Annotated in this window: 24 protein-coding genes and 1 pseudogene; 15 read left to right on the top strand and 10 right to left on the bottom strand. The window is 71.1% G+C overall.

The window, feature by feature from the left end:
- Positions 1-88 precede the first annotated feature (88 nt).
- The 7 genes and pseudogenes from IE241_RS32215 (at position 89) to IE241_RS32185 (ending at position 5,966) form a co-directional block, all read left to right on the top strand.
- Positions 89-739: an HAD family hydrolase gene (locus IE241_RS32215; protein ID WP_190025414.1), complete on the top strand. Its 651-nt coding sequence runs from the start codon at positions 89-91 to the stop codon at positions 737-739.
- A gap of 99 nt (positions 740-838) precedes the next feature.
- Positions 839-2,011, top strand: coding sequence for an acetoin utilization protein AcuC (locus IE241_RS32210; RefSeq protein ID WP_190025402.1), 1,173 nt, complete (start codon positions 839-841; stop codon positions 2,009-2,011).
- Between the two features lie 222 nt (positions 2,012-2,233).
- Positions 2,234-3,034 (top strand): annotated as a pseudogene (locus IE241_RS32205) (phosphatase); the annotation flags it as partial.
- 128 nt (positions 3,035-3,162) lie between these two features.
- A complete protein-coding gene (locus IE241_RS32200) occupies positions 3,163-3,372 on the top strand; it encodes a helix-turn-helix domain-containing protein (RefSeq protein WP_158673778.1) in 210 nt (69 codons plus the stop codon).
- A 110-nt stretch (positions 3,373-3,482) separates the two neighbouring features.
- Positions 3,483-3,581, top strand: coding sequence for a 30S ribosomal protein bS22 (locus tag IE241_RS32195; RefSeq protein WP_003948845.1), 99 nt, complete (start codon positions 3,483-3,485; stop codon positions 3,579-3,581).
- A 268-nt stretch (positions 3,582-3,849) separates the two neighbouring features.
- Positions 3,850-4,896: an NAD-dependent epimerase/dehydratase family protein gene (locus tag IE241_RS32190; RefSeq protein WP_190025401.1), complete on the top strand. Its 1,047-nt coding sequence runs from the start codon at positions 3,850-3,852 to the stop codon at positions 4,894-4,896.
- A 14-nt stretch (positions 4,897-4,910) separates the two neighbouring features.
- The gene (locus IE241_RS32185) at positions 4,911-5,966 is read left to right on the top strand and encodes a lysophospholipid acyltransferase family protein (RefSeq protein ID WP_190025400.1); all 1,056 of its coding nucleotides are present in this window, start codon (positions 4,911-4,913) and stop codon (positions 5,964-5,966) included.
- A 76-nt stretch (positions 5,967-6,042) separates the two neighbouring features.
- On the opposite strand, the gene IE241_RS32180 is transcribed toward IE241_RS32185, so the two are convergent.
- The 4 genes from IE241_RS32180 to IE241_RS32165 all read right to left on the bottom strand — a co-directional run bounded on the left by IE241_RS32180 (position 6,043) and on the right by IE241_RS32165 (position 10,165).
- Complete coding sequence (locus IE241_RS32180; protein WP_190025399.1) at positions 6,043-7,245, bottom strand: DUF5667 domain-containing protein; 1,203 nt, start codon at positions 7,243-7,245, stop codon at positions 6,043-6,045.
- A gap of 205 nt (positions 7,246-7,450) precedes the next feature.
- Complete coding sequence (locus IE241_RS32175; RefSeq protein ID WP_190025398.1) at positions 7,451-8,287, bottom strand: ECF subfamily RNA polymerase sigma factor, BldN family; 837 nt, start codon at positions 8,285-8,287, stop codon at positions 7,451-7,453.
- A 510-nt stretch (positions 8,288-8,797) separates the two neighbouring features.
- The gene (locus IE241_RS32170; protein WP_190025397.1) at positions 8,798-9,736 is read right to left on the bottom strand and encodes an HAD family hydrolase; all 939 of its coding nucleotides are present in this window, start codon (positions 9,734-9,736) and stop codon (positions 8,798-8,800) included.
- Positions 9,737-9,877: 141 nt separating this feature from the next.
- Positions 9,878-10,165 carry a glutaredoxin family protein gene (locus IE241_RS32165; RefSeq protein WP_373300816.1) on the bottom strand — a complete coding sequence of 96 codons (288 nt, stop codon included), beginning with the start codon at positions 10,163-10,165 and terminating at the stop codon, positions 9,878-9,880.
- Between the two features lie 442 nt (positions 10,166-10,607).
- On the opposite strand from IE241_RS32165, the gene IE241_RS32160 reads away from it, so the two are divergent.
- The 6 genes from IE241_RS32160 (at position 10,608) to IE241_RS32135 (ending at position 17,028) form a co-directional block, all read left to right on the top strand.
- Positions 10,608-11,399 carry a redox-sensing transcriptional repressor Rex gene (locus IE241_RS32160; RefSeq protein ID WP_190025395.1) on the top strand — a complete coding sequence of 264 codons (792 nt, stop codon included), beginning with the start codon at positions 10,608-10,610 and terminating at the stop codon, positions 11,397-11,399.
- Positions 11,396-12,844 (top strand): glutamyl-tRNA reductase, encoded by a 1,449-nt coding sequence (locus IE241_RS32155; protein WP_190025394.1) that lies wholly within the window; start codon positions 11,396-11,398, stop codon positions 12,842-12,844. The genes IE241_RS32160 and IE241_RS32155 overlap by 4 nt, the downstream gene beginning before the upstream one ends.
- Positions 12,841-13,809 carry a hydroxymethylbilane synthase gene (hemC, locus tag IE241_RS32150; protein WP_190025393.1) on the top strand — a complete coding sequence of 323 codons (969 nt, stop codon included), beginning with the start codon at positions 12,841-12,843 and terminating at the stop codon, positions 13,807-13,809. The genes IE241_RS32155 and hemC overlap by 4 nt, the downstream gene beginning before the upstream one ends.
- On the top strand, positions 13,806-15,455 hold the full coding sequence (locus tag IE241_RS32145) for a bifunctional uroporphyrinogen-III C-methyltransferase/uroporphyrinogen-III synthase (protein WP_190025392.1): 1,650 nt from the start codon (positions 13,806-13,808) through the stop codon (positions 15,453-15,455). Before hemC ends, IE241_RS32145 begins: the two co-directional genes overlap by 4 nt.
- Positions 15,452-16,444 carry a porphobilinogen synthase gene (hemB, locus tag IE241_RS32140; RefSeq protein WP_190025391.1) on the top strand — a complete coding sequence of 331 codons (993 nt, stop codon included), beginning with the start codon at positions 15,452-15,454 and terminating at the stop codon, positions 16,442-16,444. Before IE241_RS32145 ends, hemB begins: the two co-directional genes overlap by 4 nt.
- Positions 16,445-16,563: 119 nt before the next feature.
- Positions 16,564-17,028, top strand: a complete 465-nt coding sequence (locus tag IE241_RS32135) for an ATP-binding protein (RefSeq protein WP_190025390.1) — start codon at positions 16,564-16,566, stop codon at positions 17,026-17,028.
- A gap of 27 nt (positions 17,029-17,055) precedes the next feature.
- Here the strand turns inward: IE241_RS32135 and argS are convergent, their stop codons facing one another.
- Positions 17,056-18,834 (bottom strand): arginine--tRNA ligase, encoded by a 1,779-nt coding sequence (argS, locus tag IE241_RS32130; protein ID WP_190025389.1) that lies wholly within the window; start codon positions 18,832-18,834, stop codon positions 17,056-17,058.
- A 161-nt stretch (positions 18,835-18,995) separates the two neighbouring features.
- Here argS and lysS point away from each other — a divergent pair, with 161 nt between their 5' ends.
- Complete coding sequence (gene lysS, locus IE241_RS32125) at positions 18,996-20,744, top strand: lysine--tRNA ligase (protein WP_190025388.1); 1,749 nt, start codon at positions 18,996-18,998, stop codon at positions 20,742-20,744.
- Positions 20,745-20,969: 225 nt separating this feature from the next.
- On the opposite strand, the gene IE241_RS32120 is transcribed toward lysS, so the two are convergent.
- The gene (locus IE241_RS32120) at positions 20,970-21,689 is read right to left on the bottom strand and encodes a hypothetical protein (protein WP_190025387.1); all 720 of its coding nucleotides are present in this window, start codon (positions 21,687-21,689) and stop codon (positions 20,970-20,972) included.
- Between the two features lie 151 nt (positions 21,690-21,840).
- On the bottom strand, positions 21,841-22,719 hold the full coding sequence (locus IE241_RS32115) for a hypothetical protein (protein WP_190025386.1): 879 nt from the start codon (positions 22,717-22,719) through the stop codon (positions 21,841-21,843).
- 163 nt (positions 22,720-22,882) lie between these two features.
- On the opposite strand from IE241_RS32115, the gene IE241_RS32110 reads away from it, so the two are divergent.
- A complete protein-coding gene (locus IE241_RS32110) occupies positions 22,883-24,076 on the top strand; it encodes an RtcB family protein (protein ID WP_190025385.1) in 1,194 nt (397 codons plus the stop codon).
- A gap of 82 nt (positions 24,077-24,158) precedes the next feature.
- On the opposite strand, the gene IE241_RS32105 is transcribed toward IE241_RS32110, so the two are convergent.
- The 3 genes from IE241_RS32105 to IE241_RS32095 all read right to left on the bottom strand — a co-directional run bounded on the left by IE241_RS32105 (position 24,159) and on the right by IE241_RS32095 (position 25,855).
- A complete protein-coding gene (locus IE241_RS32105) occupies positions 24,159-24,554 on the bottom strand; it encodes a VOC family protein (RefSeq protein ID WP_190025384.1) in 396 nt (131 codons plus the stop codon).
- Positions 24,555-24,726: 172 nt separating this feature from the next.
- The gene (locus tag IE241_RS32100) at positions 24,727-25,470 is read right to left on the bottom strand and encodes an SDR family NAD(P)-dependent oxidoreductase (protein ID WP_190025383.1); all 744 of its coding nucleotides are present in this window, start codon (positions 25,468-25,470) and stop codon (positions 24,727-24,729) included.
- A gap of 43 nt (positions 25,471-25,513) precedes the next feature.
- Positions 25,514-25,855, bottom strand: coding sequence for a YnfA family protein (locus tag IE241_RS32095; protein ID WP_190025382.1), 342 nt, complete (start codon positions 25,853-25,855; stop codon positions 25,514-25,516).
- Positions 25,856-25,905 lie beyond the last annotated feature (50 nt).

The raw sequence follows: 25,905 nt of genomic DNA, 5'->3' as shown, positions 1-25,905 counted from the left end.
CCGAACAATTTTTCAGCCTCAGGCCCCGAGTGTTATCACTCGGGGCCTGAGGCATTTTTGCGTTCCGGACCTCTAGGGTGACGTCATGATGCGCTATGACCTCGTCATCTTCGACAACGACGGTGTGCTCGTCGACAGCGAACCGATCTCCAACCGGGTCCTCGCCGCCTACCTCACCGAACTCGGGCACCCCACCACGTACGAGGAATCCATCCGGGACTACATGGGCTCCGCCGTGCACCGCATTCACGACCTGGTGCTCGAACGCACCGGCCGGCAGCTGCCCGCCGACTTCGACACCACCCTGCACTCCCGCATCTTCGAAGCATTCGACCGCGAGCTGCAGCCCATAAAGGGTGCCGCGGAGGTCCTCGAGTATCTGGTGGCCTCCGGCATTCCGTACTGCGTCGCCTCCTCCGGGACCCACGAGCGGATCCGGGTCGGCCATGCCCGCACCGGCCTGGACGAATGGTTCGAGGAATCCTGGATTTTCAGCGCGGAGGACGTCGGCAGGGGCAAGCCGACCCCCGACCTCTTTCTCCACGCCGCCCGTTCCATGGGTGTCGAACCCGCCCGCTGTGTTGTCGTCGAGGACAGCCCGCTCGGGGTCCAGGCTGCGCGCGCCGCCGGTATGGATGTCTACGGTTACACCGGTATGACTCCTGCGGAGCGGCTGACCGAGGCCGGCGTCAACGGGCTGTTCGGCGCGATGGCGGAACTTCCTCAACTCCTCGCCTGATCCTCGCCTGATCCGTGCATGCTCCTTGCCCGATCCGCGCACGCTCCTCGTCCGGTCCCCCTCTGATTCCCGTCCGCGCCATCCATTACGGTGACGCTCATGAGCGGCCGTGCGCAGTTGATGTGGGACGAGGCGGTAACGGGCTATGACTTCGGGCCCGGTCACCCCATGGATCCGGTGCGGCTCGCGCTCACCATGCGGCTGGTCGAGGCGCTGGGGCTGGACCGGGCCCTGCGCGTCACGGCCGCCCGGCCCGCCGGGGATTCCACCCTGCGTCTGGTGCACCGCGAGGACTACATCGCCGCCGTGCGTGCCGCGTCCGCCGACCCGGCCTCCGCCGACGGCTCGTACGGCCTGGGGACCCCGGACGTCCCGGCCTTCCCGGCCATGCACGATGCGTCGGCGCTGATCGCCGGGCAGTCGGTGGGCGCCGCGGAATCCGTATGGCGCGGGGAGGCTCTGCACGCGGTGAACTTCGCCGGCGGGCTGCACCATGCGATGCCGGGCGCGGCCTCCGGGTTCTGTGTGTACAACGACGCGGCCCTCGCCGTGGCCCGGCTGCTGGAGCTGGGGGCCGAGCGGGTCGCGTACATCGATGTGGACGTGCACCACGGCGACGGCGTCCAGGCGGCCTTCTGGGAGGACCCGCGCGTCCTCACCATCTCTCTCCACGAGCACCCGAGCACGCTCTTCCCGCAGACCGGCTGGCCCCAGGAGACCGGTGGGCCGGGCGCCGAGGGCAGTGCCGTCAATGTGGCGCTGCCGGCGGGGACGGGCGACGCGGGATGGCTGCGAGCCTTCCACGCGGTGGTGCCGGAGCTGCTGGCAGCCTTCCGCCCCCAGGTGCTGGTGACGCAGCACGGCGCCGACACGCACTTCGAGGACCCGCTGGCCCATCTGGCGGTGTCGCTGGACGCCCAGCGGACGGCGGCCGAGGCCTGTCACGCGCTGGCACACGAGCACGCGGAGGGGCGGTGGGTGGCCCTGGGCGGCGGCGGGTACGCGGTGGTCGACGTGGTGCCGCGCTCGTGGGCCCATCTCGTGGCGATCGCCGCCGGGGCGCCGGTGGCTCCCGGGAGTGCCGTGCCGGAGGAGTGGCGGGCCGAAGTGTTCCGTCGCACGAGGCAGTTGGGGCCGCACCGGATGACGGACGGGCGTCACCCCGAGTGGAAGGACTTCACGGATTCGGGGTACGACCCGGGGGACCGGCTCGACCAGTCGATCCTCGCGACGCGGCGGGCGGTGTTCCCGGCGCACGGCCTGCTTCCGTAAGACGCTGCGTCACACGGGCCGTCCCACATCCCACAGTTCCTGCCGCGTCACACGGTCCTCGCCACGTCACGCAGGCCGTTAGGCCGACCGTGGGATCCCTGCGCGAATCCCCTTCGGCTCAGGGGCGGTTCCGTCAGCATCGGAACCGTGCTGACCGAGCTCCCCGCCCAGTCCTGCGAGTCCTGCCAGTCCTGCCAGTCCTGCGAGTCCTGTGCTCAACGTTCCCTCCGCAGTCACCTCCTTCGCTCCCGTATCGCCGGTGTCGTATCCACCTCCAGGGAACGGAGTCTGAGCCGCTATCGGATGTTCGTGGCCGGGGATCCCCGGGCGTTGCTCGGGCTGGAGCCCGAACGGGACTGGCGGCTGGGGGACTTGTTGCAACTGATGGGCCGCAAGTGCGGGGTTTCGGCCGATCCCGGCCACACTTCGGGGCAGGATGTCATCGACCCCGACCGTACGATCGTGGCACTGAGTGCCTTTGCGGACCGGCTCGCCGCAGTGGCCGCGGCCGCCGCACCGGTGCTGATCGGCACCGGTCACCCGCACCGGCTCCTGGGCTTCTACGCTTCCTTGGCCGCCGGTCTCTCGGCGGCGGGATGCACTGTCCTCCGCCCGGCGCAGGGTCGAAGTGTCGACATAACGACCCGGTTCGGGGTACGCACCTACAACCTGGACTACGTTCGAGGCGTCGCGCTGGTGCGTGAACCCGGCGCGCGTGGGTGTGGAAGTGAGCCCGGCGTACATACGCATTCTCCGCTCCCGCTTCGGGTGGCCCTGGGTGCGGCGATGGACGGTGACGGGCCGCTTCCGGCGATGGTCATCGGGGACCACGGCTGGGTCTGCGGGGCAGGTCAGCTGGGTATTGAGGCCCTCGGCCTGGCGGATGCGGACGACCCCGCGCCGTTCGTCGGCCAGGCGGAGGGGCGGGTGTCCGTCGTCGTTCCGCTTGATGACACTGTGCGGTCTGATTACTACCGACCGCTTACTCGCTATGTACTCAATCGAGCGTGTCTGTCACAGTAGGCGGCCGATGGCTGCTCCTCTTCCCCACTCGCATCACCCGCCCCTAACCTGGGGAGTGAGCGCGCAGCGACGAGGAGTCACCGGAGGGGAAGCCGGTGCGCGTCATGTGCGGAAGGTTCAGGTGTGTCATGGCTGCTGACCAGAGGCCTCTCAACGAGGTCGTGTTCCTGACCGTGGCGGAAGTCGCCTCGGTGATGCGAGTGTCCAAGATGACCGTGTACCGCTTGGTGCACAGCGGTCATCTGCCGGCGATCAGGGTGGGCAGGTCGTTCCGGGTCCCGGAGCAAGCGGTGCACGAGTACCTCCGAGAGTCCTACGTGGGGGTGGAAACAGCCTGACGGGGGCCCTGGATTACGCTGATCGCCCGGTGCCGGGTAGGCTGGCCCGATGTAGGTCGTGTGGGCTCGGACGCCCCGCACCGAGTGAATCGATGTAAGCGAGGGTAGTCGTGGGCTCTGTTATCAAGAAGCGGCGTAAGCGGATGGCCAAGAAGAAGCACCGCAAGCTGCTCAAGCGCACGCGCGTTCAGCGTCGCAACAAGAAGTAAGCAGCACGCCGCTGTGCTCGTCCCGCAGCCCTCCCACCGATCATGGTGGGAGGGCTGCGGTGCGTTGCGGGCAGGCTGCGGTGCGTTGCAGACGGGGTGCGGCCGGGTTGTGGACGGGTTGCAGCGAGTGAAGCCTCGGCTACGGCTTGAAATGTAGCTCCGCGCATCGGCCGGTCATCACAGCGCAACAACGACCCGCTACGGTGGCCGCGGCAGCACCACTCATGGGTGATCGTGGGCGGATCGTGGCAGAAGGAAGGCGCTGATCTTGGGCAAGGTCGTGCTCGTCACCGGAGTCGCACGGCAGCTGGGGGGCCGGTTCGTCCGCCGCATCCAGCGCGAGCCCGACGTGGACCGGGTGATCGGGGTGGACGCGGTGCCACCCGCACACCATCTGGGCGGGGCCGATTTCGTACGGGCGGACATCCGCCATCCCCGGATCGCACGCGTTCTGGCCGAACACGCTGTGGACACGGTGGTCCACATGGATGTGAACGGCACCCCGCTGGGCAAGCGCGGCAGCCGGGCCTCGGTCAAGGAAACCAACGTCATCGGCACGATGCAGCTGCTCGGCGCCTGCCAGAAGACGCCCTCGGTCAAGCGCCTGGTGGTCAAGTCCAGCACCAATGTCTACGGATCCGCGCCACGCGATCCCGCGATCTTCACCGAGACCACCCCGCCCAAGTCGCTGCCCAGCGGTGGCTTCGCCAAGGACGTGGTGGAGGTCGAGGGCTATGTGCGCGGCTTCGCCCGGCGCCGGCCCGACGTGGCCGTGTGCGTGCTGCGCTTCGCGAACATCCTCGGGCCCTGCGCCGACTCGCCGCTCGCGGAGTACTTCGCGCTGCCCGTCCTGCCCACCGTGCTCGGCTTCGACCCCCGGTTGCAGTTCGTCCATGAGGACGATGTGATCGAGGTGCTGCGGATCGCCTCGGGCGAGCCGCGCAGAGGCACGCTCAACAGCGGCACCTTCAACGTCGCGGGTGACGGGGTGCTGCTGCTCTCGCAGGCGGCCCGCCGCCTCGGGCGTCCCACGCTCCCCTTCTTCCTGCCGACCGTCACCTGGGTCGGCTCCGCTCTGCGTTCGGTCGGCGTGACGGACTTCTCGCCCGAGCAGATCCGGCTCCTCACCCACGGGCGGGTCGTCCGGACCACCCAGATGCGCGAGACCCTCGGCTTCGACCCGCGCTACAGCACCGCGGGGGCCTTCGAGGACTATGCGCGCAGCCGAGGGCCCGGGCTGCTGCCGCCCGAGACCCTTGCCCGTACCGTCGACCGGATCGCCGCGGCACTGCCTGCCGGCCGCGGCCAGAAGTGAGGAGCGCACCCACCATGGCGGACGCGAAGGTCATCCCGTTCGGCGGCGAGGAGCCGCGGTCCAAGCGCGGCAAGGGCAAGCGGACGGGGCGGGCCCGCACGGGCCGGGTGTCGTCCCTCGCCCCCGTGCCGCCGCAGCGGGACCTGGACCAGGCCGCGGCGGCCGCGCCCGAACAGTCGCCGGCCGCGGACGGCAGCGCCCGGGTGCGGGAGCCCGAGGCCGCGCAGGAGGGCGGCTGGGACCGGAGGCTGGCGCACGGGCTGAGCTTTCTGCGGCGGCGGATCACCGGCGAGTACGAGGTCGACGAGTTCGGCTACGACGAGGAGCTGACCGACCAGGTCCTGATGTCCGCGCTGCGGCCCTTCTACGAGAAGTACTTCCGGGTCGAGGTGAAGGGCATCGAGAACATCCCGGAGAAGGGTGCGGCCCTGGTCGTCGCCAACCACTCCGGGACGCTCCCGGTGGACGGGCTGATGCTGCAGGTCGCGGTGCACGACCACCACCCGGCCGAACGGCACATCCGGATGCTCGCCGCGGACCTGGTCTTCATGCTGCCGGGCGTCAACGAGATCTCCCGGAAGCTCGGGCACACCCTCGCCTGCGCGGAGGATGCGCAGCAGCTCCTGGAGCGGGGCGAGGTGGTCGGCGTGATGCCGGAGGGGTTCAAGGGGATCGGGAAGCCGTTCTCGGAGCGGTACAAGCTCCAGCGGTTCGGCCGGGGCGGCTTTGTGTCGACGGCACTGCGTGCCGGGGCTCCGATCGTGCCGTGCTCGATCGTGGGGGCCGAGGAGATCTATCCGATGCTCGGCAACTCCAGGACGGCCGCGCGGCTGCTGGGGATTCCGTACTTCCCGCTGACGCCCGCGTTCCCCTGGCTGGGGCCGCTGGGGCTGGTGCCGCTGCCGACGAAGTGGACGATCCAGTTCGGGGAGCCGATTCCGACGGACGGGTATCCGGCGGAGGCCGCGGACGACCCGATGCTGATGTTCAACCTGACCGATCAGGTACGAGAAACGATTCAGCACACCTTGTACAAGCTGCTCGTGCAGCGGCGATCCGTGTTCTTCTGACCGGCCCACGGGTGGGCCCGGCACGGCAACGGCGGTCGGTGTTCTTTTAAGAACACCGACCGCCGACCGCCTCGCGCTACTTCGGATCGTCGCCGTGGATCCCCAGCCCCGGGAGGATGTCCGGGAGGACCGGCGGGATCGTGATGCTCGGCTGCTTGGCCGGCTTGCTGTCCTTGCCGCGCTGCGTGCCGTCCGGGCTGGCGCTGCCGGGCGCCGAAGGGGGCTTCAGCAGCCCCGTACCGCCGAGGAGGCCCTCGTGCTCCTCATGGCCGCCGGGGGCCGCCGAGTGCGGGCGGCCGCCGCCGGCGTGCTTGCCCTCGCTGCTGGACGAGGCCGACGGCTTGGGCGTGGAGTGGCCCGCGCGGCCGGACGTGCCGGGCGCGGAGGTCTCCGGCCGGACGGACGAGCCGTGCTTGCCGTGGTGGGCGGGCAGCAGGGACTGCAGCGGCTCGACCTCATCGTCTATGGCGGAGAGGACCGAGCTCACTTCGGCGCCCACGTCGGCCAGTTGGACCGGGAGCTTCTCGCGCAGCTGGCTCCAGCTCTCGCGGTGCGAGGAGGCGAAGCTGGAGAGGCGCTGGATGGGGCCGAGCGAGCGGTCGCGCTTGTAGGCGGTGTGCAGCAGGCGGTGGCCCTCGGAGGCGTCCTGGCGCATGCCCGAGAGGGTCTTGCGGATCTCGCCCAGGACCTCGTGGTCCAGACTGCCGCCCAGCTTGCCGCGCTCCATCAGGCGGCGGGCCTCCTGCAGGCGCGTGGAGGCCCGGTCGAGGAGCAGGCCGCCGCGGTCGGAGTCGTCGTCGGCCATGCCGAGGCGGAGATCCTCCATGCCGCGCTTGAGCGGATAGAGCGAATCGCCGGGCAGGGCATTGGAACTGGCGGCCGCCACGCCGCCGAACGCGCCCGCTGCCACGCCCACGGTCAGGCCGCCCGCGGCGAGCCCCTTCGACCAGCGGGAGCGCGGCCGGAGCCGGCCCAGGGCGCGGTGGGCGCCGCGGCCGGACCGGCGGGCCTTCGGCTCGGGGGCGGCGGCGGAGTCACCCCCGGCGAACTGGGTCTCCATGGCAGCGATGAGCTGCGCCCGCTGCACGGTCTTGGTCTCCGGGTCGAGCCCGGGGCGGGGCAGCTCACCGAGCCGGCCCGTCAGGGTCAGCAGCCTGCCCTGCTCGGCGCCTTCGGCCGGCGGATCGGGCTGTGTGGCCGCCGCGTCCTGGACTTCCTGCTGCTCCAGGGACCGGGCGAAGGCGTTCGCCCGCCGGTGCGCCGATACGTTCGCGATCACAGGCGGCACCTCCTCTCGTCATGACGGTCGACTCCTCTGAACACCTGGAGGGTTGCACGCCGTGATGAGCATCCACTCGATCGAGTGAGTGGCTGCGGGCATGGCGTGACCGCAGGGAGTCTGCAACCCGCACAACGACTGGCGCGCCAGCCGGGTTACGCGCACTGGACGATGTGACCGCTGGTGAGTGAACGGGCGCGCATGGTTAACGCGCGTCCTCGGGAAGGAGGCGGGCCAGGGTGCGGACCGCGCGGTACTGAAGGGTCTTGATGGCGCCCTCGTTCTTGCCCATGACGCGGGCGGTCTCGGCGACCGAGAGGCCCTGCAGGAAGCGCAGGGTGACGCACTCCTGCTGCTGGGGGTTGAGCTTGCGCACCGCCTCCAGCAGCGCGGCGTTGGACAGGGACTCGAGGACGGAGTCCTCCGGGCTGCGCTCGACCTCATTGGCGTCGAGCATCTCGCCGGTGGTCACTTCGAGCCGGAACCTTGACGACTTGAAGTGGTCGGCGACCAGATTGCGGGCGATCGTCACGAGCCAGGCGCCGAAGTCGCGGCCCTGCCAGGTGAAGGTGCCGATGCGGCGCAGGGCGCGCAGGAACGTCTCACTGGTGAGGTCCTCCGCGGTGGCCCGGCCGCCTACCCGGTAGTAGATATAGCGGTAGACCGTATCGGCGTACTGGTCGTAGAGGCGGCCGAAGGCTTCGGCCTCCCCGGCCTGGGCGCGCTCGACGAGGTCGAGCATGCGGGCGCTGTCGCTGTCCGCGCTGGGACGGCGCGTTGACGTGGCGGAGCCGGAGGGCGCGGCGGACGGCGCGGTGGCCGCACCGCCCCGGCGGGCGGCACGTCTGCCGACCGCCGCGCCGCTCTCGGCGAGGGCGTAGCAGGGGCCGGCATGACCGGCGCGGCCGCCTCCTGCGGCAGGGGCGAGCGTGGCGAGGGCGGGGACGGCGTACGCGGTGGGGACGAAGCCGCGCAGGCGGTCGAGGACCGTTGCGCGAAGCGTAGCCAGGCCCGAGGCGTCAACCCCGACGTGTGGGTACACGGGACTCCCAGAGGCAGAGCTTCCATCACGTGCAGTACGGAACCGTTCACTCGTCGTAGGGACAAGGGGGTACCGGTTTGCGTCTGAGGAGAATAACGCTTCGTACAGGCAGCACTACACCGAGTTGCTCAAATCATCGTTTCCGTTCGATCTCTTACCGGTTCGGGATCGATCAAATATCGAACTATGAAAGGAGGTTGAACAGATTTGGTCATGGTGTGGCCGAATGGGCGGCGTGTTGTGGCAATCCGGACGCGGAAGGACTGAGGAGGAGGATGTGAGGGTATGAAGACAGGATTGCCTGAGAGTGACGCCCGGCTACGCACTGTTGCCGAACCTTTGTGGCGGCAGCGCGGCGTAGTGGCCCGAAGTGAGCGGCGTCGTACGGCGCGCCGCCGTGTGAAGCCGCCCCGGAGCCGCTAGGGGCGGGCCGGGGCGGGGAGCCGGGTGCGTCTGCGTCCGGTGTCTGTTCGGTGTCTGTGTCGGTGTCTGCGGGACTGTGGGGCTGCGTCAGCGCCGGCGCCGGTGCAGGGCGACGGCCGCGGCCGCGCCGCCCGCCAGGGCGCCCACGCCGGCCGCCGCCGGGATGCCGACCTTGGCCGCCTTGCGGCCCGTACGGTAGTCGCGCAGCCGCCATCCGCGCTCGCGGGCGTGCTTGCGCAGCCGGGCGTCGGGGTTGACGGCGTAGGGGTGGCCCACGAGCGAGAGCATCGGGATGTCGTTGGCCGAGTCGCTGTAGGCGGCGCAGCGCGAGAGGTCGAGCCCCTCGGCCGCGGCCAGGGCGCGGACGGCCTCGGCCTTGGCCGGGCCGTGCAGCGGCTCGCCGACGAGCTTGCCGGTGTAGACGCCGCCGATCGACTCGGCGACGGTGCCGAGCGCGCCGGTCAGCCCGAGGCGGCGGGCGATGATCGTCGCGGCCTCGACGGGCGCGGCGGTCACGAGCCACACCTTCTGCCCGGCGTCGAGGTGGGCCTGGGCGAGGGCCCGGGTGCCGGGCCAGATCCGCTCGGCCATGTACTCGTCGTAGATCTCCTCGCCGATGGTCATCAGCTCGGAGACGCGGTGGCCCTTGACGATGGACAGGGCGCTGTCGCGCGCGTCCTGCATGTGCTCGGCGTCCTCGCCGGCCAGCCGGAACCACACCTGCTGCCAGGCGAAGCGGGCGAGCTCGCGCTTCTGGAAGAACCGCCGCTTGTACAGCCCGCGGCCGAAGTGGAAGAGGGAGGCGCCCTGCATGACCGTGTTGTCGAGGTCGAAGAAGGCGGCGGCGTGTACGTCGCCGACGACGGGGAAGTCCGGCTCGGACGGCTGCTGCGCGATGCCCTCCGCGCTCTCGGCAGCGCTCTCCTGAGCGTTTTTACGGGCTGCCTCCGCCGCGGCCTCGCCTGCCAGCACGCTGCGTGCCGTGGCAGAGCGCCTGCGCGGAGTGATCCATCCCAGTGCGGCCATGGCCCGAGCATAGCCAGTTTGTTCGGGGTAACCGGAGTCGGGATGATTCCGGGGCGTGAACTTACCTTGACGCTCCGGTTACGCCCGGCGGGTCGGCGTGCGCGAGGGTGGGGAGAGTGCGGGGGAGAGGGCGGGGAGAGGTCAGCCCGTCAGGGCCTTGCGCAGCCGGTCGGGGTTCACGCGCCAGAAGTCGTGCTGCGCGCCGTCGACGAGGATCACCGGGATCTGCTCCCAGTACTTGCGGTGGAGCTCCTCGTCCTGGGTGATGTCCTTCTTCTCCCAGCGGGCGCCGAGTTCGCCGCAGACCTCGGCGATCACGGTCTCGGCGGCATCGCACAGGTGGCAGCCGGGCTTGCCGATCAGGGTGACCGTGCTGTCGGCGGGGTTCTTGGGGGTGCGGCGGCGCAGCAGGGGGGACATGTCCGCCATTGTGCCCGCTGTGCCCGCCGCCGGTGCGCCTGCGTGCCCGCCGCCGGTGCGCTTCCGTGCGCGCCCGCGTGCACCCGTATGCAATGACGTGCTCCCCGCTCGCTCAAACGTGCTGGATGGGTGCCTGAGTCGACTACCATCATGTGGCGATTTGTTGGTGTCCGGGGGTATCGAAGGTCAGGAGTGAGCGCCCGTGTCCCCGTCGACGCTCCCCTGGGTCGCGTGTGACAGGTGTGGCTGCTGTGGCAGTGCAGCCCGTCGTCTCCGGAAGGGGCCGAATGGTTCCCGGAGAGGGCCGAAAGGCCGCGTGACCCCGGTCACTTTGACCGGGCAAAACGGACACCATCTTTGTGCACGCGTTCACAAAGGCATAGCCTGCGTTCGACGGGGCGGTCCTGGGACGAGGCGCCGCCCGCAGCCCCGCTCTACCCGCAGGAGCACCGTGGCAACTGGCCGAACTCACCGACCGGCGACCCGAAGCCGAGGAATTCCCGAGGCCACCGTCGCCCGGCTTCCGCTGTACCTGCGTGCACTCACCGCGCTCTCCGAGCGCTCGGTGCCCACGGTCTCCTCCGAGGAGCTCGCGGCCGCGGCGGGCGTCAACTCCGCCAAGCTGCGCAAGGACTTCAGCTACCTCGGCTCCTACGGCACCCGCGGGGTCGGCTACGACGTCGAGTACCTCGTCTACCAGATCTCCCGTGAGCTCGGCCTGACCCAGGACTGGCCGGTCGTCATCGTCGGCATCGGAAACCTCGGCGCGGCCCTCGCCAACTACGGCGGCTTCGCCTCCCGCGGCTTCCGCGTCGCGGCCCTGATCGACGCCGACCCCGCCATGGCCGGCAAGCCGGTCGCCGGGCTGCCCGTGCGCCACACCGACGAGCTCGAATCGATCATCACCGACAACGACGTCTCCATCGGTGTCATCGCCACCCCGGCCGGCGCCGCCCAGCAGGTCTGCGACCGGCTCGTGGCCGCCGGGGTCACCTCGATCCTCAACTTCGCGCCCACCGTCCTCTCCGTGCCCGAGGGCGTGGACGTGCGCAAGGTCGACCTGTCGATCGAGCTGCAGATCCTCGCCTTCCACGAGCAGCGCAAGGCCGGCGAGGAGACCTCCCCCGCACAGGAGACCGCCGCCGCCACGGCGCCGCCCCGCTCCGGCGCGGGCGTGCGCGCGGGTGCCGCAGGCGGCAGGAAGGGACCGGACGGGGACGTACCCGCCGTGATGCCGGCATGAGCCTTCTCGTCGTCGGACTGAGCCACCGCAGCGCCCCGGTGAGCGTGCTGGAGCGCGCCGCCCTCGCGCGCGAGGCGCAGGCCAAGCTGCTGCAGGACACCCTCGCGGCGGAGCCCGCCACCGAGGCGGCCGTCCTCGCCACCTGCAACCGGATCGAGCTCTACGCCGACGTGGACAAGTTCCACGCCGGTGTGGCCGAGCTGTCCACGCTCCTCGCCCAGCACTCGGGCGTCGGGCTGGAGGAGCTCACTCCGTATCTCTATGTGCACTACGAGGACCGCGCCGTCCACCACCTGTTCTCGGTGGCCTGCGGGCTGGACTCGATGGTCGTCGGCGAGGGCCAGATCCTCGGCCAGATCAAGGACGCCCTCGCCCTCGGCCAGGAGCTGCACACCGCCGGGCGGCTGCTGAACGACCTGTTCCAGCAGGCCCTGCGGGTCGGCAAGCGCGCCCACAGCGAGACCGGCATCGACCGGGCGGGCCAGTCCCTGGTCACCTTCGGCCTGGAGCGCCTGGCCGACGGCGTGCCGCTGGGCGACTGGGCCGGCGGCAAGCGGGCCCTCGTCATCGGCGCCGGATCCATGTCCTCCCTCGCGGCGGCGACGCTCGCGCGGGCGGGCGTGGCCCACGTGGCCGTCGCCAACCGCACGCTGGAGCGGGCCGAGCGCCTGGTGGAGATCCTCACCGAGCCGGGCGCCCGGTCCGCCGCAGGCTTCACGGCCTCGGCCGTGGAGATGGCCGCGGTGCCGCAGGAGCTCGCGCTCGCGGACGTGGTGGTCAGCTGCACCGGCGCCATGGGCGTCGTGCTGACGGCCGAGGCCATACGCGCTGCGCTCGCATCCCGTACGGACGAGGCCGGTGCCGGTGCCGGTCGTACGGACGCGGCCTGCGCCCTCGACGCCGCGTGCGGCGACGCGGCCCGCACCGGCGTCCGCCTCGCCCTCCTCGACCTCGCCATGCCGCGCGACATCGACGCCGCCGTCCACCGCCTGGAAGGCGCACGGCTCGTCGATATCGAGTCGCTCGCCGAGGCCTCCGCCGACGCGCCCATGGCCGCCGACGTCGACCGCGTGCGCGCCATCGTCTCCGACGAGGTCGCCGCCTTCGGCGCCGCCCAGCGCGCCGCCCACATCACCCCCACCGTGGTCGCCCTGCGCACCATGGCCGCGGACGTCGTCGCGAGCGAGATCGCCCGCCTCGACGGCCGCCTGCCCGACCTGGACGACAAGCAGCGCGCGGAGATCACCCAGACCGTGCGCCGCGTCGTCGACAAGCTCCTCCACGCGCCGACCGTGCGCGTCAAGGAGCTGGCCTCCACCCCCGGCGGCGCCGGCTATGCCGACGCGCTGCGAGAGCTCTTCGACCTCGACCCGCAGGCGGTCGCCGCCGTCAGCCGGGCCGACTCGCAGGCCGGTACGCACAACACGGCACGGGAGCCGGCATGAACGACACCTCTTCGAGGCCGCTGCGCCTCGGCACGCGTCGCAGCAAGCTCGCCATGGCCCAGTCGGGCCAGGTGGCGCAGGCCGTGCAGCAGCTGACCGGGCGTCCGGTGGAGCTGGTGGAGATCACCACCTACGGCGACGTCTCGCGCGAGTCCCTCGCGCAGATCGGCGGCACCGGCGTCTTCGTCTCCGCGCTGCGCGACGCGCTGCTCGCGGGCGAGATCGACTTCGCCGTGCACTCCCTGAAGGACCTGCCCACCAAGCAGCCCGAGGAGCTGGCCCTCGCGGCGATCCCGCCGCGCGAGGACCCGCGCGACGTGCTGATCGCGCGCGACGGCCTGACCTTCGAGACGCTGCCCGAGGGTGCCCGGATCGGCACCGGCTCCCCGCGCCGCATGGCCCAGCTCAACGCCTGGGCCCGCGAGCTCGGCAAGAACATCGAGACCGTGCCCATCCGCGGCAACATCGACACCCGCATCGGCTTCGTCACCAAGGGCGAACTCGATGCCGTGGTGCTCGCCGCCGCGGGGCTGTCGCGGATCGGCCGCAGCGCCGAGGTCTCGCAGTTCCTGGAGCCCGACGCAGTTTTGCCCGCCCCCGGCCAGGGGGCCCTGGCGATCGAGTGCGCCATGACCAACGCACCGCTCGCCGCGACGCTCGCCGAGCTCGACGACCCGTACACCCGGGTCGCCGTGACGGCCGAGCGTTCCCTGCTCGCCGCCCTGGAGGCCGGCTGCTCCGCACCCGTGGGTGCGTTGGCCGACCTGCTGGTTGATGAGCAGGTTGTCACCGAAATGCGCCTGCGGGGCGTCGTCGGCACGACCGACGGCAAGACGCTGGTGCAGCTGTCCATCACCGGCCCCGTGCCGTCGTCCAGCGAAGAAGCCGTGGCCATGGGCCGCGATCTCGCCGCAGCGATGCTCGACAAGGGAGCGGCCGGTCTTATGGGGGAGCGAGCACTTTGAACCCCACCGCCCCGAACCACCCCGTGCACGGGCACGTCACCTTCCTCGGTGCCGGCCCCGGAGACCCGGGACTGCTGACGCTCCGCGCCGTGGAGGCGCTCGCGGCCGCGGACGTCCTGATCGCCGATCCGCAGGTGCTCGACGTGGTGCGCACGCATACGCGCGCCCATGTGGACATGCCTGCCCAGACGGTTACTGACGAGGCATCAAAAACCGCGGACGTCCCTGTCCTTAGGGACACCGCCAATCTTGTCATGACGGCCGCGCACAGCGGCAAGCGGGTCGTCCGTGCCGTCCTCGGCGACCCCGGCCTCGACGGCAACGCCGCCGACGAGATGCTCGCCTGCGCCGCCGAGGGCATCACCTTCGAGGTGGTCCCCGGCGTCGCCACGGCCGTCGGCGTGCCCGCCTACGCCGGTGTGCCGCTGCACGACGGCAAGGGCGGCGACGTGCGCTTCGTCGACGCCCGCACGGCCTCGGCCACCTGCTGGTCCGAGGTCGGCGCCAGCGAGGTCACCGCCGTCGTCTCCACCACGCTCGACTCCGTCGTCTCCGCAGCCGGCGAACTGGTCTCCGCCGGCCGCGGCCCCGACACGCCGATGACCGTCACGGTCGCCGGCACCACCACCCGCCAGCGCACCTGGACCGCGACCCTCGGCACCCTGGCCCAGGTGCTCAAGGCCGCCAAGGCGCTGCCGTCCGCCGACGGCGCCCAGCCGGTCATAGCCGTGGTCGGCGAGCGCAGCGCTGCCGAGCAGCGCGACCGGCTCTCCTGGTTCGAGTCCAAGCCGCTCTTCGGCTGGAACGTCCTCGTGCCGCGCACCAAGGAGCAGTCCGCCTCGCTCTCCGACCAGCTCCGCTCCTACGGCGCCGTGCCCAGCGAGGTCCCGACCATCGCCGTCGAGCCGCCGCGCACCCCCCAGCAGATGGAGCGCGCGGTCAAGGGCCTGGTCACCGGCCGCTACGAGTGGATCGCCTTCACCTCCGTCAACGCCGTGAAGGCGGTGCGCGAGAAGTTCGAGGAGTACGGGCTCGACGCGCGCGCCTTCGCCGGCATCAAGGTCGCGGCCGTCGGCGAGCAGACCGCCAAGTCGCTCATCGAGTTCGGCGTCAAGCCCGACCTCGTGCCGTCCGGCGAGCAGTCCGCCGTCGGCCTGCTGGAGGACTGGCCGCCCTACGACCCGGTCTTCGACCCGATCGACCGCGTCTTCCTGCCGCGCGCCGACATCGCCACCGAGACCCTGGTCGCCGGCCTGATCGAGCTGGGCTGGGAGGTCGACGACGTCACGGCCTACCGCACCGTCCGGGCCTCGCCGCCGCCGGCCGAGACCCGCGAGGCGATCAAGGGCGGCGGCTTCGACGCCGTGCTCTTCACCTCTTCGAGCACGGTCCGCAACCTCGTCGGCATCGCCGGCAAGCCCCACAATGTCACTGTCATCGCCTGCATCGGCCCGGCCACCGCGAAGACCGCGGAGGAGCACGGCCTGCGGGTGGACGTGCTGTCGCCCGAGCCCTCGGTGCTCAAGCTCGCCGAGGCGCTCGCGGAGTTCGGCGCGGCCCGCCGCGACGCCGCCCTGGAGGCCGGCGACCCGGTGACCCGCCCGAGCGAGCGACGGCCCGGATCGCGTAGAAGGGCACGGAGTTGAGCACCACGTACGGCACGTTCCCGGGGTCCCGGCCCCGGCGCCTGCGCACCACCCCGGCCATGCGCCGCATGGTCGCGGAGACCCGCCTGCACCCGGCCGACCTGATCCTTCCCGCCTTCGTGCGGGAGGGCGTCAGCACGCCGGTGCCGATCTCCGCCATGCCGGGGGTCGTCCAGCACACCCGTGACACCCTGCGGAAGGCGGCCGTCGAGGCCCTGGAGGCCGGCGTCTCCGGGATCATGCTCTTCGGCGTCCCCGAGGACGCCAAGAAGGACGCCGCCGGCACCGCCGGCACCGACCCCGACGGCATCCTGCAGGTCGCCATCCGCGACGTGAAGGCCGAGGTCGGCGACGACCTCGTCATCATGTCCGACCTGTGCCTGGACGAGTACACCGACCACGGCCACTGCGGCGTCCTCGACGCCGCCGGCCGCGTCGACAACGACGCCACGCTCGAGCGCTACGCCGAGATGGCCCAGGTCCAGGCCGACGCCGGCGTCCATATCGTCGGCCCCAGCGGCATGATGGACGGCCAGGTCGGCGTCATCCGCGACGCCCTCGACCAGACCGGCCACGAGGACGTCTCGATCCTCGCCTACACCGCCAAGTACGCCTCCGCGTTCTACGGCCCCTTCCGCGAGGCCGTCGGCTCCTCGCTGCAGGGCGACCGCAAGACCTACCAGCAGGACCCCGCCAACACCCGCGAGTCGATGCGCGAGCTCGCGCTCGACCTCGCCGAGGGCGCGGACATGGTCATGGTCAAGCCCGCCCTGCCGTACCTCGACATCCTCGCCAAGGTCGCCGAGGCCGTCGACGTGCCGGTCGCCGCGTACCAGATCAGCGGCGAGTACGCGATGGTCGAGGCCGCCGCCGCCAACGGCTGGATCGACCGCGACCGCGCGATCATGGAGACCCTGACCGGCATCAAGCGAGCCGGGGCGAACATGATCCTCACCTACTGGGCGACCGAGGTCGCGCGGCAGCTCTGACAAGGGGCGTACAGCAGCAAGGGCCGGTGCCCGGGGGAATTCCGCCGAAACGGTGGAAAGCCCCCGGGCACCGGCCCTAGCTTGTGGCGCACACCGAACCCTTCCGCGGAGACGCGCCCATGAGCACCGACCCCGAGCTCCCCGAGAGCTGGGAGTACACCCTCCAGGTCCCCTCCGACCCGCTCGCCCCCTGCATCGCCCGCCGCACCCTCCGCACGATCTTCGAGGAGCACGGCTTCGCCCGCGTGGCCGAGACCGCCGAGCTGCTCACCTCGGAGCTGGTCACCAACTCCTACCGGCACTCCGAAGGGCCCGCCTCCGTACGCGTCAGACGCGAAGGCAAGGGAAAGGGCGTACGGGTGACCGTATGGGACACCAACCCCGCGCTGCCCGGCCTGCAGGCCACCGCGCTGCCCCGGGAGGACGCCGAAGAGGGCCGCGGGCTCGCGCTCGTGATGCGCTGCGCCGACAGCTGGGGAGGGTTCGCCCTGCGCCGGCAGCCGCAGGGGCTCACCGGCAAGCTGGTCTGGTTCGAACTGGGAGCGGGACTAGGGGCAGCAGGGCCGGGACCGGGAGCGGGGTGACATACCCCGCCCCGGTCCGGCGGTGTCTCAGAGCTGCTCGGGCGTCCGGATGCCCAGCAGCGACATGCCCTGGCGCAGCGTGCGGGCCGTCAGGTCGCAGAGGAAGAGACGGTTCTCGACCTGCTGCGGGGTGTCGGCCTTCAGGACCGGGCACTCGGCGTAGAACGTCGTGTAGAGCGAGGCCAGCTGGTAGAGGTAACCGGCCAGCTTGTGCGGCTCGTAGGAGGCCGTGACCTCGGCCAGGTTCTCCCCGAACTGATCCAGGTGCATGCCCAGCGCGCGCTCGGCCGGGGCCAGCGCCAGCTCCGGGTGGGCGACCGGCCGGGCCTCGCCCGCCTTGCGGAGGATCGACTGGATCCGGGCGAAGGCGTACTGGAGGTAGACGCTGGTGTCGCCGTTGAGGGACACCATCTGGTCGAGGTCGAACTTGTAGTCGCGGGAGACGGACGTCGACAGGTCCGCGTACTTCACCGCGCCGATGCCCACCTGGGCGCCGCGCTCGGCGATCTGCTCCTCCGTCAGGTCCTGGGCCTTCTCCCGGACGACGGCCGTCGCGCGGTCGATCGCCTCGTCGAGCAGGTCCACCAGGCGGACCGTCTCACCCTCACGCGTCTTGAACGGCTTGCCGTCCTTGCCGAGGACCGTGCCGAAGCCGAGCTGGACGGCCTTGACGTCCTCGGTCAGCCAGCCGGCCCGGCGCGCGGTCTCGAAGACCATCTTGAAGTGCAGGGACTGCCGGGCGTCCACCACGTACAGCAGGGTGTCGGCCTTCAGGTTCCCCACGCGGTCGCGGATCGCGGACAGGTCCGTGGCCGCGTAGCCGAAGCCGCCGTCGGACTTCTGGACGATCAGCGGCGAGGGCTTGCCGTCCGGGCCCTTGACGTCGTCGAAGAAGACACAGAGCGCGCCGTTGGAACGGACGGCGACACCGGACTCCTCCAGGAGGCGGCAGGTCTCGGCGAGCATGTCGTTGTAACCGGACTCGCCGACGATGTCCTCGTCGCGGATCTCCACGTCGAGCTTGTCGAAGACCGAGTAGAAGTAGATCTTCGACTCGTCGACGAACCGCTGCCACAGCGCGAGCGTCTCCTCGTCACCGGCCTGCAGGTCCACCACCCGGCGGCGGGCGCGGGCCTTGAACTCCTCGTCGGAGTCGAAGAGCGTCCGCGACGCCTTGTACAGGCGGTTGAGGGAGGACATGGCCTCCTCGCCGGAGACCTCGCCCTCGTGGTCCAGCTCGTGCGGGTGCTCGATCAGGAACTGGATGAGCATGCCGAACTGGGTGCCCCAGTCGCCGATGTGGTGACGGCGCACGACCTTCTCGCCGGAGAACTCCAGGATCCGCACCACCGCATCGCCGATCACCGAATTGCGCAGGTGGCCGACGTGCATCTCCTTGGCCACGTTCGGCTGGGCGTAGTCGATGACCGTGGTGCCCGGGGCTTCCGCGAACGGCACGCCCAGGCGGTCGTCGGCGGCACGCGCGGCCAGCGTCTTCACGATCGCCTCGTCCGTGATCGTGATGTTCAGGAAGCCGGGGCCCGAGACCTCGACGTCCTTGATCAGCTCACCGGCCGGCTCCGCGCCGGAGGCGCTGATCTGCATGGCTTCCACGACCTTCGCCGCCAGCTCGCGAGGGTTGCCCTTGAGCTTCTTCGCCAGCGCCAGCATCCCGTTGGCCTGGAAATCGGCCCGGTCGCTTCGGCGCAGCAGCGGGTCGGCGGCGCCGGCCTCCGGCAGGGCTGCCGAGAGGGCGTCCGCGATGCGCTGGTGGAGCGAGGAAGCGAGGGAGGGAACCGAAGCCATGGGATGGGTGCCATTCCGGTAGGCGGCATGTGATGGTCCCCCCGATTATCCCATGCGCCTACCACGGCCCCCGCGGTAATTTCACCGGAGCCGGGCAACCCCGGAGCCACCCCTCCCGTCTGGGACAATGGTCATGCCAGGACCGTAAGGAAGGAAGTGCCGTGGCTCAGGCTCAGAGCACCGAGGCCGATTGGGTCTCCCGTTTCGCCGACGAGGTCATTGCCGAAGCGGAGCGCCGGGCCCCCGGCAAACCGATCGTCGTCGCCTCGGGCCTGTCGCCCTCGGGCCCGATCCACCTCGGCAATCTGCGCGAGGTCATGACGCCGCACCTCGTCGCCGACGAGATCCGCCGCCGCGGCCACGAGGTCCGGCACCTGATCTCCTGGGACGACTACGACCGCTACCGCAAGGTGCCCAACGGCGTCCCCGGCATCGACAAGTCCTGGGCCGACCACATCGGCAAGCCCCTGACCTCGGTGCCCGCCCCCGCCGGCTCGGCGTACCCGAACTGGGCCGAGCACTTCAAGGCCGCGATGGTCGCCTCGCTCGCCGAGCTCGGCATCGAGTACGACCCGATCAGCCAGACCGAGCAGTACACCTCCGGTGTCTACCGCGAGCAGATCCTGCACGCCATGAAGCACCGCGGCGACATCGACGCGATCCTCGACCAGTACCGGACGAAGGACAAGGCGACCGGCCAGCCGAAGAAGCAGGGCCAGAAGCAGCAGCAGAAGCCCGTCGACGAGGCCGAGCTGGAGGCCGCCGAAGGCTCCGGCGCCGCCGCCGAGGACGACGGCAGCGGCTCCGGCGCGGGCTACTTCCCGTACAAGCCCTACTGCGGCGTCTGCGAGCGCGACCTGACGACCGTCACCGCGTACGACGACGAGACCACCGAGCTGGCCTACACCTGCGTGTGCGGTCACTCCGAGACCGTCCTGCTCAGCGAGTTCAACCGCGGCAAGCTGGTCTGGAAGGTCGACTGGCCGATGCGCTGGGCCTACGAGGGCGTGATCTTCGAGCCCTCGGGCGTGGACCACTCCTCCCCGGGCTCGTCCTTCGTCGTCGGCGGCCAGATCGTCCGCAAGGTCTTCGGCGGCGAGCAGCCCATCGGCCCGATGTACGCCTTCGTCGGCATCAGCGGCATGGCCAAGATGTCCTCCTCCAAGGGCGGGGTCCCGACCCCGGGCGACGCCCTGAAGATCATGGAGGCGCCGCTGCTGCGCTGGCTGTACGCGCGCCGCAAGCCCAACCAGTCCTTCAAGATCGCCTTCGACCAGGAGATCCAGCGGCTCTACGACGAGTGGGACAAGCTGGAGGCCAAGGTCGCCGACGGCACCGTCCTGCCCGCCGACGCCTTCGCCCACAGCCGCGCCGCCCGCACGGCCGCCGGCGAGCTGCCGCGCACCCCGCGCCCGCTCCCGTACCGCACGCTCGCCTCGGTCGTCGACATCACCGCCGGCCACGACGAGCAGACGATCCGCATCCTCAGCGACCTGGACCCGGCCAACCCGGTCACCGACCTCGACGAGGTCCGCCCGCGCCTGGACCGCGCCGAGCACTGGATCAACACCCAGGTCCCGGCCGAGTCCCGCACCATCGTGCGCTCCGAGCCCGACACCGAGCTCCTCGGCTCGCTCGACGAGCAGGGCCGCGAGTCGCTGCGGCTGCTCCTGGAGGGCCTGGACGACCACTGGTCGCTCGACGGCCTCACCACGCTCGTCTACGGCGTGCCCAAGGTCCAGGCCGGCCTGGAGCCCGACGCCAAGCCGACCCCGGAGCTGAAGGTCGCCCAGCGGTCCTTCTTCGCGCTGCTCTACCACCTGCTGGTGAGCCGCGACACCGGCCCGCGCCTGCCCACGCTGCTGCTCGCGGTGGGGGCGGACCGGGTGCGCAAGCTGCTTGCCGCGTAGGTTTCGGCGCACGAAAGGCGCCGGGCCGCTCGATCATGATCGAGCGGCCCGGCGCCTTTCGTCGTTTACCGGCTGCTGGCTGCTGGCTGCTGGCTGCTGGCTGCTGGCTGCTGGCTGCTGCCGCTGCTGCTGCCGCTGCCGCGCATGCCGCCGGACCCTCGCCGCTGTGGTGCTTCGCCGCTGCGGCGGAGGAAAACAGCGGCGAGGCCCCACGGGCCGGAGCCGCTAGCTCTTGTTCGCCGCGGCGACCGCGGCCACCGCCTCCTTGGCCGCGTCCTGCGCGCCCTTGGCGATCTCGTCCGCGGCCGGGTTCTTCGCGCCCTGGAAACCGGCGCCGCTGTACTTCACCGTGACGACGACGTTGCCCGTGCGGGCGACGACGGTCGCGTTGCGGTAGTCGTCGTCGTCCTTCTTGGTGTCCGTGGCGACCAGGTTCGCGCCCTCGCCGATGCCCTCGGCCTTGTCGGTCTTCGCGTCCTTGGCGCCGTCGGCGGTGGTCGCCTTGGTCACCTGCTGCTCGGCGAACTTCTCGGCGCGCTTCTCGCCGGAGCCCAGCGTCGGGTCGGAGGCCAGCCGCTTGTAGGAGACGGTCAGCGAGCGGAACTGCAGGTCCTTGACGTCCTCGTCGTTCAGGCCGTTCCAGAAGCAGCTCGCGGAGTCGTTGGCGTCGCTGGTCGGGAGGGCCTCGCCCTCCTTCTTCTTCGCCTTCGGCACCAGCTTGTCGATCGTCTTCTCGTCGATGGTCTTGCAGACCTCCGGCGGCAGCTTGGCGAACGTGGCCGCCTTGACCGACGGCGAGGCGGCCGGAGCCGACGCCGAAGCGGAGGGAGAGGGCGACTTCTTCTTGGCGCCGCCGTCGTCGTCCGAGCAGCCGGTGGCGACGAGCATCACCGGTACTGCGGCGCAGGCGAGGAGTCGGGCGAGTCGCGGGGCTGTTCGGTGCATGGGTCCTTCGCTCGTTCGGTGTCGAGGGGCGGGGCGCACGGGGCGCCCTCGCCCTGCCTGATCGGCACGGTACGCGGCCGACGCGGGCCAGTGGGGGATTGCCTTCCGGCGAGTGCCTTCCGGCGGCTGCCTTCCAGCGAGTGCCTTCCGGCTAATTGTTGAAGTGCCCCGCATCGAGCTCCCGGGCCAGGGTCTGTGCCTTGCCCTGGAGATCCTCGCTCCCGGGGACGTGCTGCTTGTCGTTCGACCACTGGTCGTAGGAGATGGTCACGATCACGTTCGCGGACCGGAAGACGATGTTGATGTCGCGGTGCACGCCGGAGCCGGCGGTGATCAGCTTGTCGTCGATGAAGGCGTCGTCGCCCAGGTCGTCCAGGACGCGCGGGGCCAGGGAGGCGCCGCCGGCCGGGGAGCCGGAGGCCGAGGGCGCGCCCGGCCGGGACGCGGAGGGCGACGGCGAGCCGCTCTGCGCGCCGCCCTGCGGGTGCGGGCCCGGGCTCGCACCCTTCGAGGGGGAGCCGGAGCCGGAGGCCGAGGCCGAGGCCGCGGGGGCGGAGGGCGAGCCGGAGGAGACCGGGATGTGCGCGGCGGCCGCCCGGCGGCCGTAGAGCTGCTCCGCCCGCTGCTCGTCGCTGACGCCGGGCTGGTACGAGACGACGCGCTCGAAGTCGACGTTCAGGTGCCGGGTGCCCTCGGGGGCCTCCAGCTTCCAGTGGCAGCCGACGCGGCGGTCGGTGTCGTAGGTGATGGCGGCCTGGCCCTTGTAGAGCTTGGCGAGGGTGTCGCGGTCGGCCTCGTCGTCACCCGTGGTGGGCAGGAGCTTGCGCAGCGTCTCGCGGTTCACGTAGCCGCAGGGCTCGGGGAGGCTGCGGTACTTGCCGGGCTGTGCGGCGGGCGCGGTGGAACCCGCGTGCCCGGGCTTGGAGTCGTCGCCGCCGTCGGCACCCGCCCCGCCGCTGCAGGCGGTGAGCGCTGCGGCGAGCACGGCGGCGGCCAGTGCGGCGGCCGGTGCGTGAGCCCTTCGCTGCACGGTCCGTGGCTCCTTCCACCGAAAACGTGTTGCTGCCGCGGAGGCGGCGGCTGGACAGTATGTCTACCGCACGTGCCGCTGCGTCTGCCGGTTCGCTGTCGCGAATCATGAGATATGTCCGGCTTTTGCGTTATCTTGCTTTTACGGGGTTATGAGGAAAACCATGTCCTACACCGAGGTGCCCGGCGCCCGTGTTCCGATCCGTATGTGGACCGACCCGGCCACGGTCGAGGACGTCGCCATGCAGCAGCTGCGCAACGTCTCCACCCTCCCATGGATCAAGGGACTCGCGGTCATGCCGGACGTCCACTTCGGCAAGGGGGCCACGGTCGGCTCGGTGATCGCCATGCAGGGCGCGGTGTGCCCGGCGGCGGTCGGCGTCGACATCGGCTGCGGAATGTCGGCGGTCAAGACGTCGCTGACCGCGAACGACCTGCCCGGCGACCTCTCCCGGCTGCGCTCGAAGATCGAGGAGGCCATCCCGGTGGGCTTCTCGATGCACGACGACCCGGTCGACCCGCGGCGGCTGCACGGGCTGCCGACGGCGGGGTGGGACGACTTCTGGGGGCGGTTCGACGGGGTCGCGGAAGCGGTCAAATTCCGTCAGAGTCGTGCGCTGAAGCAGATGGGATCGCTCGGCGGAGGGAACCACTTCGTCGAGTTCTGTCTTGATGAGACAAATTCGGTCTGGCTGATGCTGCACTCCGGCTCCCGCAACATCGGCAAGGAGCTGGCCGAGTACCACATCGGCGAGGCCCGGAAGCTGTCGCACAACCAGGGGCTGGTCGACCGTGACCTCGCGGTCTTCATCGCGGACACCCCGGAGATGGCCGCCTACCGGCACGACCTGTTCTGGGCGCAGGAGTACGCGCGGCACAACCGCGAGATCATGATGGCGCTCTACAAGGACGTGGTCCGCAAGGAGTTCAAGAAGGCCAAGCCCCTGTTCGAGCAGACCATCTCCTGCCACCACAACTACGTGTCGGAGGAGCGGTACGAGGGCATGGACCTGCTGGTCACCCGCAAGGGCGCGATCCGCGCGGGCGGCGGCGAGTACGGCATCATCCCGGGCTCGATGGGCACCGGCTCGTACATCGTGCGCGGCCTGGGCAACGAGGCCTCCTTCAACTCCGCCTCGCACGGCGCCGGTCGGCGGATGAGCCGCAACCAGGCGAAGAAGCGATTCTCCGAGCGGGACCTGGCGGAGCAGACGCGGGGTGTGGAGTGCCGTAAGGACCGCGGCGTGGTCGACGAGATCCCGGCCGCATACAAGCCGATCGAGCAGGTCATGGACCAGCAGCGGGATCTCGTCGAGGTCGTGGCGAAGCTCAAGCAGGTCGTCTGCGTCAAGGGCTGACGCCTACGGCCGTCCGACCCTCCGGCCCTGCGTCGCGTGACCCCGGTTGCCCGGGTCCGGCCGTCCGGACCCGGGCTTCCTGCTACTGCTGCACGTCCTGCGGGTACCAGCGCAGTTCGACCGTGTTGCCGTCCGGGTCGAGGACGTAGACCGACTCGGCGTCGCCGCGGGCGCCGTAGCGCTTGCCGGGGCCGTCGACGACGGTGAAGGTGCCGGCGTCGATGACGGCCTGCCAGTCCAGGGGCTCGACGACCAGGCAGATGTGGTCGACGTTGGAGGCGGCCGCGTCGCCGCGCTCGCGCTCCACCAGGTCGATGATCGTGGTGGGGGAGACGCGCACCGACGGGAAGGGGGCCCGGCCCGCGCGCCATTCGTCCACGCGGACGGGGTCGAGGCCGAGCGGGCCGGTGTAGAAGGCCAGGGACCGTTCAGCGTCGGAGACGTTGAGGACGAGGTGGTCGAAGGCGATGACGCGCATGGAGCTCCCCTGTTCGGTGCGGGCCGCCCGTCCGGGGGCGGCCGTCCGTACGACGGTAGCCCGGGAATGATCGTTTCCGCTTCGGTCGCCGGTCGCCGGTCGCCGGTCGCCGGTCGCCGGTCGCCGGTCGCCGGTCCGGGGACCGCGGTCCGGGAGCCGCGGTGCGGCCGGGTCAGCCCTCGCGGTGGACCTTGTAGTTCGAGGCCTGGGCGCGGGGGCGGACGACGAGCAGGTCGATGTTCACGTGCGGCGGGCGGGTGACGGCCCAGCCGATGGTGTCGGCGACGTCCTCGGCGGTGAGGGGCTCGGCCACGCCCTTGTAGACGGCGTCGGCCTTGGCGCGGTCGCCGCGGAAGCGGGTGAGGGCGAATTCGTCGGTGCGGACCATGCCGGGGGCGATCTCGATGACGCGGACGGGCTGCCCGCACAGCTCCAGGCGGAGGGTCTCGGCGACGGCGTGGGCGCCGTGCTTGGCGGCGGCGTAGCCGCTGCCGCCTTCGTAGGTGCCGAGGGCGGCGGTGGAGGAGAGGATCAGGACGGTTCCGTCGCCGCTCGCGGTGAGGGCGGGGAGCAGGGCCTGGGTCATGTGGAGCACGCCGAGGACGTTGACCTCGTACATGGTGCGCCAGTCGGCGGGGTCTGCGGTGGCGACGGGGTCGGCGCCGTGGGCGCCGCCGGCGTTGTTGACCAGGACGTCCACGCGGTCGAGCGTGGCGGCGAAGGCGTCGACGGCGGCGCGGTCGGTGACGTCGAGGGCGTGGGCGCGGGCGCCGGGGAGCTCCTCGGCGAGGGCGGCGATGCGGTCGGCGCGGCGGGCGGTGAGGATGACGCGGTAGCCCTCGGCGGCGAGCCGGCGGGCGGTGGCGGCGCCGATGCCGCTGCTCGCGCCGGTGATGACGGCGGTGCGGGTGCTCATGGTGGTGCCTCCTGAGGCGCGCGGGTGTCCCTGGGCAGGATATTCAGCGGCCGCGTGGCACGTACATGATGATCGCCACCCCGGCGAGGCAGACGAGCGCGCCGAGGACGTCGTAGCGGTCGGGCCGGTAGCCGTCGGCGACCATGCCCCAGGCGAGAGAGCCGGCGACGAAGATCCCGCCGTAGGCGGCGAGGATGCGGCCGAAGTGGGCGTCGGGCTGGAGGGTGGCGACGAAGCCGTAGGCGCCGAGGGCGAGGATGCCGGCGCCGATCCAGGCCCAGCCGGGGGACCGGCCCTCGCGTACGCCCTGCCAGACGAGCCAGGCGCCGCCGATCTCCAGGAGTGCTGCGAGGAGGAAGAGGGCGATGGAGCGGGCGATGAGCATGTTCGCAGGCTACGGGCCCGGGGCGCGGGGTCCGGGGCGCGGGTCCTGGG

Source organism: Streptomyces hiroshimensis, assembly GCF_014650335.1.
GTDB classification, from domain to species: Bacteria; Actinomycetota; Actinomycetes; order Streptomycetales; family Streptomycetaceae; genus Streptomyces; species Streptomyces hiroshimensis.
Note: the sequence above shows the minus strand (reverse complement) of the source record. Positions and strands in the feature narration are given on the sequence as shown.